The following is an 8450-nucleotide window of genomic DNA, read 5'->3' on the forward strand; positions in this document are numbered from 1 at the left end:
GATAAAACAAGCTATCACTTGCAAGACAAGCGCATTCAAGCAGTTTTAGCCATGAAACCTTTCAGTAGTGGCATTTTCGGGCAAAAAGGTCTGCGTCAGATTCAGGTTCCTGTAATGCTGATTGCAGGTAGCAATGATGTTGTCACACCAGCAGTTGTGGAACAAATCTGCCCCTTTAGCTGGCTTTCTAGTTCTGATAAGTACTTGGTTTTGATGCAAAACGGAACCCACGTTTTTGACAACCAAGAATTTGCGAGTCGTAGTTTCCCTATTCCTGGTCAGTTAGCTCACCCCCACCCAGCCCTCGCCCGCCGCTATCTTAAAGCAATGAGTTTGGCTTTTGCAAAAACTTATGTCGCTGGTCAATCACAGTATCGTGAATACCTTAACCCATCCTACATCAAAGCATTGAGTCAACCTCCTCTGCCGCTTTTTCTTGTACGTTCTCTCACTACGACTCAGTTATCTCAAACACAAAATCTTTCTTGTCCAGGCTCACAAAACTTCTCATCTCCAGAGAAGCCTAAAATTCAAAATTCAAGATTTTGAATTATTAATATGTCTCATCTTGCTATTGACTCAAACAAGCAAACTGAATTTTTAACAACTTATGTTAAACATAATTTCAAATCATTCAAATCAAAAACTTCCTCGTTGGTTAAATTTAGGATTGGCTTTCCCGATCATTTTTTTAAACACTTGGCTGATATTCTTGGTTTGCCAATACCTACAGCCTATTGTCACTATTTTGGTTACAGCCAGCTTAATTGCTTTTTTATTAGACTACCCTATTGTGTTTCTAGAACAGCGAGGAGTGAAACGCAGTTGGGCAGTTGGGCTAGTTCTGATGTTGACGCTCTTGCTGTTGGGAGTTCTGGGATTTGTCCTAGGTCCTCTTGTTTTTCAACAGTTAGTAGAATTTGGCAACCGCTTACCAGCTTGGATTGAAGCTGGAAGGCAACAATTGCAAACCTTGAATGAGCAATCAATGTTACACATATTACCTATTGATTTCAATGAAATCACGGCTGAGGTAACTAGTCAACTCTCTGGTACAGTGCAGTCTTTGACGACTCAAATTATTAACGTCATTCTCGATACCATTAACAGTGCCTTTAATCTTCTGTTGACTGTGGTTGTGACAATTTTTCTGGTTTTATATGGGAAAAGCCTTTGGGATGAAATTTTTAACTGGTTTTTTTCTAGCTGGAATCACCAAATTCAGTCATCTCTCAAGCAAAGTTTTCAGGGCTACTTTGCGGGTCAAGCGATTACGGCGTCTATCCTCAGCGTAGTTTTGATACTTGCTTTTCTGGCTCTAGAGGTGCCCTTTGGACTGCTGTTTGGACTGGGAATTGGGGTGGCGAGCCTAATACCATTTGGTGGTTTTGTGAGTATCACATTAATAAGCTTGTTAGTTGCGTTTCAAAATGTTTGGCTAGGGGTCAAGGTGTTGGTAGCTGCCGTTATCCTCGGTCAAATCAACGAGAATATAGTGGCTCCTCGTCTCATAGGAAACATTACCGGACTCAATCCTGCCTGGGTACTCATTTGTTTACTCATTGGCTCAAAGCTCGCAGGAGTATTAGGTTTACTTGTAGCGGTACCTACAGCCAGTTTCGTTAAAAAAATAGCCTTTACTCTAAATAATTCCACTTCGGATTTTGAAATGAAATTGCCTTAAGATATGTCATTTGTTCGTGAAGCTGTTGACTGTTAACAGTGAAAAAATAACAGTCTTTATAATCACTTAAGTACTTAAAAACGTAAATCTTATGCAAACCCTCGACTCTTCTCAATCTAAGCCATCTCCAACGACAGAACCTGTTATTTATGTCCATAATCTCAACCATTACTTTGGTAGCGGTGACCTTCGCAAACAAGCATTATTCGACATTAACTTGGACATTTACCCAGGTGACATTATCATTATGACTGGACCCTCAGGTTCAGGAAAAACGACACTATTAACCCTGATGGGTGGACTGCGGTCTGCTCAAGAAGGTAGTTTAAAGATTTTAGGGCAAGAAATCTGCGGCGCGAGCAAGAAGCAGTTGACGCAGATCCGCTGCAATATTGGTTATATTTTCCAAGCACATAACTTAATGACGTTCTTGACAGCTAAGGAAAATGTGCGGATGTCAATGGAGTTGCATGATGAGTTTTTGGATCAGGATATGGATGCCAAAGCAGTTGCTATGCTCGAAAGTGTTGGTTTGGGACATCGTGCCGATTACTACCCGGAGAATATGTCGGGTGGACAGAAGCAACGGGTCGCTATTGCCCGTGCTCTGGTTTCCCAACCTAAAATTATTTTGGCAGACGAACCCACTGCTGCGCTGGATAAAAAATCTGGGCGTGATGTTGTGGAATTGATGCAGAAGCTAGCGAAAGAACAAAGCTGTACAATTTTGCTGGTGACCCATGACAACCGCATCCTTGATATTGCCGATCGCATTGTCTACATGGAAGATGGTCGTCTGATTAAAGATGGTATAGATGCTGCTGCCAAGATGAGTTAGACCTCACCATGCGATCGGGTTGTTTCTAACAGTTGATCGACTGAATCTAGAGCGGTCAACTGTTAACTGTCAGGCGTTACCTGGAGCAAATCTACTGTACTCCCATATTTCAAACAAATACGTTGAACTATAGATATCAAAAAAGTGTATGAAGCGGAAGGTAATTTTGGCAGTTTTTGCTACCTCAAGTGTTGAGTTGGGACAGCGAAAGTTCACAAAACACAGAGACACAGAGCAGACCTCCCGAACCTCAAATTTTTCTTCTGTAAGTTTTACGCATTTAGTATGCACCCTAGTTGACCACGGTTTTGAAGAAGCGTCGCTCCGTTCGTTGCTGAAGCGACTAAGTTTAATCAATTTGTAGAGGACTTGCGCCACTTGCACTGCTTAATCTTTTCAAGTGGAAATACACAGGTTTTGGTCTTCTTGTTTTACTGATGGGTTATTTTTGCTCAGATGCACTAGTTTCATTTCATGCTGATTTTAGCTTTTTTCCCTTCACAGGGAATAAGAGTGCAATGCCCTTCCGAGGCATAACGGAAACCATGATAGGGGCATTCAATACACCCATCAATCACCCGACCTAATGCCAGGTTGACTCCTCAATGAGCACACTGGCTACTTTGACAGACAATTTGTCCATTGTTGTTTCGCCACAGTACTAAATCCTCATCGAGTCGTCTGAGTCCAACTGGTTTTTTACGTATACTTTTTGATTCAGCAATTGGCCACCACTTTTGTAAAAACATGATTTTCTCGTGCGCTTAGCAAAACAAACTGCTTTATGTATCGGTCAAGAGTACTGAATTGTAAGATTTCACTTGAGTTGTACCATAACTGATAAAGTGCAGCCACTGGTAATACAAAAGTACGCTCAAGATAAAATCGGAATATACAAAGCTTTGATTGTGAAGAATAAGTTTGATTGGACATAAATGTTGCATCTGTTGCTGACACAAAAAATATGGCGGCTAAAAAGGCGCACAATGTACCAATCCACTATAAAAATGAGATTTTCTTCATTAAAGTTTGAATATTTAGTACTTTAGACAGCGAGTCAGTAAATACCACTGGGCATTCGTGACAATTTAAAACAACGTTGCCTTTGTCAATTAGCAATTCGGCTTAAAATCGGGTAAAAGATGTATCAGTAAATACTGAATTTTCCGGGCAAGAGTGAATCATGCGTCTAAAGATTGCGCGATAAGCCTCCGGCTTGACGCTGTATCGCATGATTGCGTGCACTCTGCGCAACAGCCGTGGCGTTAGCCATAGGTGGGTGCCCCGCACCATGGTGTGCAGTGCCCTTTGGGCGATCGCTTCCCCAAAAATTATGTTTTCTACCACGATTTCCGAAAAATTTTTAAGTAGCATGACTTATTGACAAACGCGCCATAACCTTAAGTTGTCACTAATGACCACTGAATTGTAAGATACAGTGAGTTTTGAAGACAAAGAGCAATCAGAGTACAAGCATCGTGTCCTAGATATGCTTATGGACTAAGATGCGTTTAATTTAGATTGCTGTGGTGCGTACAATAGGCATTTAAGATTGAGATGGTCTTAAGTTGATGCCTAATAAAATCAAGTAAAGACATTTCACCTGTCATTTTTTCTGTGATTAAGCAGCTTAGGGAAAATCCGTGCCTTTTTGCTGCTTGTGCAAAATACAGGACAAAAGTGACGCCAACAAGAGGCAAGTATTTAGGCAGAAATTACAGGAAAGCTGAGCCAGATAAACTTCAAGTCTGATTTTGGGATGAACGTGGGTTTATTAGTGCTAAAGCTATTAGACATATCCGCACAAAAAGGTGAAACCGATAGAGAAAAACCTTTTTGGTAATTTTCGGATGAGTCTATTAAACGCAATAGTTTTGTGGAAAAAGGCACCTGAAAAAATCATCAGTAAGTGCCACAAGACCACATACGTAATATTTTTCTACAACAGGAGTTAAAAATGCTAACTGCCACTCAAACACCCCTTGTTTCTTATCAAGCAATGCAGAAAGCTGCTCGCATCATTAAGTATGTTTATCAGTTTTACTTTCCACTTCATGGTCTCTCTGCGGATGATATTTGCACTTATTACCCTATTCTGACATCCGTAGAAGCAACAATTTATCAAGCTGATTTGATTATGGAACAAGGGCAAAGCTTGAATCTGACACATAGCCCTAATGACGATGCTAGTAGTTTAAAACTGTTGAAATACAGTTTAATCAATCTTTTGAAAGAACTGAATTGTTATGATTCAGTGATTGAGCAAGAATTAGTAAGAGGAGAAGAATTTATCCAACTAGAAAACAAGATAATGGTTGGAGGATTAATAAAACATTCAGATGTCATGCGTGTTGCAGAATTACGATCTTCTGATGTTCGCCTTCTTCATCTCATTTTATTTCGTCTGCTCGGTAAACCCTATGATGAAAAGCTTTTGTCTCTCATTTGGCCAGTAGAAGTTATTGCTGATATTGAGGACGATTTCAGACATTACGCTGCTGACGTTGCTGAAAATAGCTACAACACTTATCGTATGTTTGTGACACTTTACCAAGATAAAGCCCCTCAGTACATCAAGGCAGAATTAGAGCATTACGAAAATCTTTTTCAGGATAAAATAGCGACTTTTGCTGATGATGAAAAACAAAGATTAATGGCAATCTACTCTCAATTTCGCCTTAATCATTTTTCAGCTATCCCTGAACCAATTTTGTAGTCATTTAGCTGATTCTGTGACCAAGAATGATAGTGTTTTTTTAAAACACTTGTTGTGAGGAAACTAATTCTCTTACCGGAGCAGTCATTATGTTGACGAAAACTTTTTCGACAAAAGACATCGTCGTTTCCTATTACATCAATCAAGAGAAGCCCTTGTGGAATGTCATTGCTATCTTCTACGTTTTGAGTGGCTACTGCGGTGGGCTAGCACTCTTGGTATTGCATAACATCTGGCTGAACATTTTAGGAACGATGTTACTCGCCCACAGCTTGATTCTGTCAGCCTATTTTTCCCACGAATTCATGCACGGCACGATTTTCAGAAGTATGCGGTGGAATACCGTTGGTGGCAACATTATGCTGTGGCTGAATGGCGGTTGTTATGCCAGATTTAAAGATATGGCGCAAGAGCATATCTTTCATCATGTTAAAAAATTGGATTCTGTGGTTTTTGACTTGCCTGCCTTTATTAACAATCTTCCAGCACCAATACGCGGCTTGATTCTAGCGCTAGAGTGGCTATATTTTCCGGTGATTTCTTTCATACTTCAGTTTTGGGCATTGACTGCTCCTTTTTGGAATCCAAAGCGTCGAGATGAAAGGCTGCGTGTCATTATCCTGCTTATAGTGCGTTCTTCGTTGTTTACCCTACTGGGATTAGTGTCACTCAAAGCATTAGTGCTTTACTTTGTTGCATACACCGGCATGGTTACCGTATTGCGGTTCATGGATGCTTTTCAACACACTTATGAGGCATATCCTGTAGGCTTACCGTTTCCCAAGCGCAATGACGTCTACGAACAAGCCAATACCTTTACAACCTTGATTTCTCGGCGATACTGGTGGTTGAACTTGCTAGTGTTGAACTTTGGCTACCATAACGCCCACCACGCACTCATGAAATGCTCTTGGCACAGTCTTCATGAACTAGACAGGGATTTATTCGCAAGACAACAAACTCAGTATCTGACACTGCCACAATTACTCAAAAACTATCACCGCTTTCGGATTGCTCGTATTTTCTTAGGTCAAGGTACAGCCGTAGATAAGCAGGGTAATTTGGAATTCGATAATTTCTATGGTGCTGTTGGTGTGTCTTTTCTGGTGAAGGCTTAATAGTTTGTTGCAAAAACTTGTGCTTCTCTAAAAACCTCGTGAATGCTGAGTATTGATAGGCCAAGAGTCAACGTTCATTAACCAGAAAAAGTTGTTGACTAAATATTGACTTAGTTAGTTTATTTTCATCTAACTAGTCAACTGAAAAAGGGTCAAAGATGATGGATTACATTTCAAAGGCATTTTTGGTTTGGTTCCTCGGATTTTTTCCAGCCTCAGAAATTTTTGTAGCTGTCCCCTCGGGCATCGCTCTTGGTCTGGATTACTGTTCAACTGTAGTTTGGTCTGTCACAGGTAGTTACATAGCAATTCTGCTAATACACTATGGTTATGAGTTTTTTAGTCAAATACCACAAGTCAAAACGTGGCTCGACCATTTTTCATCCCAACGGTTTAAAAATTGGATAGATATTTATGGAATCGGATTCGTCCTGCTAATAACTCCATTACTTGGTGTGTGGGTTATGAGTGTAACAATGAAAGTTTTCAAAATGGATTCCGGACGATTCTTGGTTTACTCTTTCATCAGCGTGGTTATATCTGCTGTGGCGCTAACAGCACTTACATACACCGGAATAGACTTGGCTACAAATGGCTACAAAATGATAACTAGTATAGCTGGCTAAAATGTCAGGCTTTCCCCAAAAAAGGAGAAATTTGTTTCTTGGATGACAACGAGAAGAAAATGAGATAAGATGAACGTGAACTTGATAATTTGACCACAGAAACCAACTAAAAAATTAAGGTTTCATACATAGTCAGTATTTTGCGTTCAAAACAGTCATTGGTAGAAGGAATACAGGTAGATAGGGATAGTTAGAGGCAGTAAAAAGTGGTTGCTCCATCCAATGAATCTACCAGACAAAGAACAACAAGAACATTTGATTGACTGTTGAGTGAATACCAACTCAATTGCAAATCAACCCAACTCCTTTGTTGAATAAAGTCACACTTAATTGGGTTGATATGATGCCCCCCTTTGACCAGTTTCAAGCATTTGAAATCACTTGCCTTTTACAGGAGATATATATGCATCTGAAAGATTTGACTCATCCTAACCAGTTGCACGGTCTGTCAATTGAACAACTCCAGCAAATCGCTGATCAGATTCGGCAAAAGCACTTAGAAACAATAGCAGCGAGTGGTGGTCACCTTGGTCCTGGATTGGGTGTGGTAGAACTCACGCTAGCGCTTTACCAAACTCTGGATTTGGAATGCGATAAAGTCATTTGGGATGTGGGTCACCAAGCCTATCCGCATAAACTAATTACTGGTCGCTACAATTCCTTTCACACACTACGGCAAAGAAGCGGTATTGCAGGATATCTTAAGCGCTGTGAAAGCAAGTTCGACCACTTTGGTGCAGGACATGCTTCCACAAGTATCTCTGCTGCTTTAGGTATGGCGATCGCCCGAGATTTGAAAGGCGAAACATTTAAAGTCGCAGCCGTGATTGGCGATGGTTCTCTTACTGGTGGGATGGCACTGGAAGCGATTAACCATGCAGGTCACTTGCCCAACACTAACCTGCTGGTAGTTCTTAACGACAATGAAATGTCTATCTCCCCGAACGTTGGTGCGCTTTCTCGCTATCTCAACAAGATGCGCTTGAATCCATCAGTGCAGCATTTATCAGACAACCTCAAGGAACAAATCAAGCATCTACCCTTTGTGGGTGATTCCATTTCTCCAGAACTTGGACGTCTTAAGGAAGGGATGAAACGTTTGGCGGTGACCAAAGAAGGAGCGGTGTTCGAGGAACTGGGCTTTACCTACATCGGACCTGTGGATGGTCATAATCTCGAGGAACTGATTGCTACGTTTGAACGGGCACATCAGATAACAGGACCAGTTTTGGTGCATGTGGCAACTGTGAAGGGCAAAGGCTACGAATTTGCCGAAAAAGACCAAGTAGGCTACCACGCCCAAACCCCCTTTAATCTCGACACCGGCAAAGCCATCCCTTCCAGCAAACCCAAGCCTCCTGCTTATACTAAAGTTTTTGCTCACACTTTGGTGAAACTCGCCGAACAAAACCCCAAAATCGTCGGTCTCACTGCTGCCATGTCAACGGGGACAGGTTTAGATCTGTCT

Annotated in this window: 7 protein-coding genes and 1 pseudogene; 7 read left to right on the top strand and 1 reads right to left on the bottom strand. The window is 41.1% G+C overall.

Annotated features, from left to right (window positions below):
• From DP116_RS24700 to DP116_RS24710, 3 genes are all read left to right on the top strand, one after another.
• Nucleotides 1–549: alpha/beta hydrolase family protein (locus DP116_RS24700; protein WP_369333958.1), on the top strand; the 549-nt coding region annotated here is incomplete at its 5' end.
• Between the two features lie 61 nt (nt 550–610).
• On the top strand, nt 611–1684 hold the full coding sequence (locus DP116_RS24705; RefSeq protein ID WP_169157675.1) for an AI-2E family transporter: 1074 nt from the start codon (nt 611–613) through the stop codon (nt 1682–1684).
• Between the two features lie 91 nt (nt 1685–1775).
• Entirely contained in the window at nt 1776–2522 is a 747-nt protein-coding gene (locus DP116_RS24710) for a DevA family ABC transporter ATP-binding protein (RefSeq protein ID WP_169157676.1), read from the top strand.
• A 467-nt stretch (nt 2523–2989) separates the two neighbouring features.
• Here DP116_RS24710 and DP116_RS30510 read toward each other — a convergent pair.
• Nucleotides 2990–3271, bottom strand: a pseudogene (locus DP116_RS30510) (Rieske 2Fe-2S domain-containing protein).
• Between the two features lie 1208 nt (nt 3272–4479).
• Between DP116_RS30510 and DP116_RS24725 the strand changes: the two are divergent.
• From DP116_RS24725 to dxs, 4 genes are all read left to right on the top strand, one after another.
• Nucleotides 4480–5238, top strand: coding sequence for a hypothetical protein (locus DP116_RS24725; RefSeq protein WP_169157679.1), 759 nt, complete (start codon nt 4480–4482; stop codon nt 5236–5238).
• A gap of 89 nt (nt 5239–5327) precedes the next feature.
• Nucleotides 5328–6356 carry a fatty acid desaturase family protein gene (locus DP116_RS24730; RefSeq protein ID WP_169157680.1) on the top strand — a complete coding sequence of 343 codons (1029 nt, stop codon included), beginning with the start codon at nt 5328–5330 and terminating at the stop codon, nt 6354–6356.
• A 158-nt stretch (nt 6357–6514) separates the two neighbouring features.
• Nucleotides 6515–6982: a hypothetical protein gene (locus DP116_RS24735; protein ID WP_169157681.1), complete on the top strand. Its 468-nt coding sequence runs from the start codon at nt 6515–6517 to the stop codon at nt 6980–6982.
• A 403-nt stretch (nt 6983–7385) separates the two neighbouring features.
• The coding region (gene dxs, locus DP116_RS24740) for a 1-deoxy-D-xylulose-5-phosphate synthase (protein ID WP_246275781.1) at nt 7386–8450 on the top strand (1065 nt) is incomplete at its 3' end.

Origin of the sequence: Brasilonema bromeliae SPC951, from assembly GCF_012912135.1 — a bacterium.
Lineage (GTDB): Bacteria > Cyanobacteriota > Cyanobacteriia > Cyanobacteriales > Nostocaceae > Brasilonema > Brasilonema bromeliae.

Coding starts and splice junctions, on each gene's coding strand:
- DP116_RS24705 (WP_169157675.1), top strand. CDS start 611: ATGTTAAACATAATTTCAAATCATTCAAATCAAAAACTTCCTCGTTGG.
- DP116_RS24710 (WP_169157676.1), top strand. CDS start 1,776: ATGCAAACCCTCGACTCTTCTCAATCTAAGCCATCTCCAACGACAGAA.
- DP116_RS24725 (WP_169157679.1), top strand. CDS start 4,480: ATGCTAACTGCCACTCAAACACCCCTTGTTTCTTATCAAGCAATGCAG.
- DP116_RS24730 (WP_169157680.1), top strand. CDS start 5,328: ATGTTGACGAAAACTTTTTCGACAAAAGACATCGTCGTTTCCTATTAC.
- DP116_RS24735 (WP_169157681.1), top strand. CDS start 6,515: ATGATGGATTACATTTCAAAGGCATTTTTGGTTTGGTTCCTCGGATTT.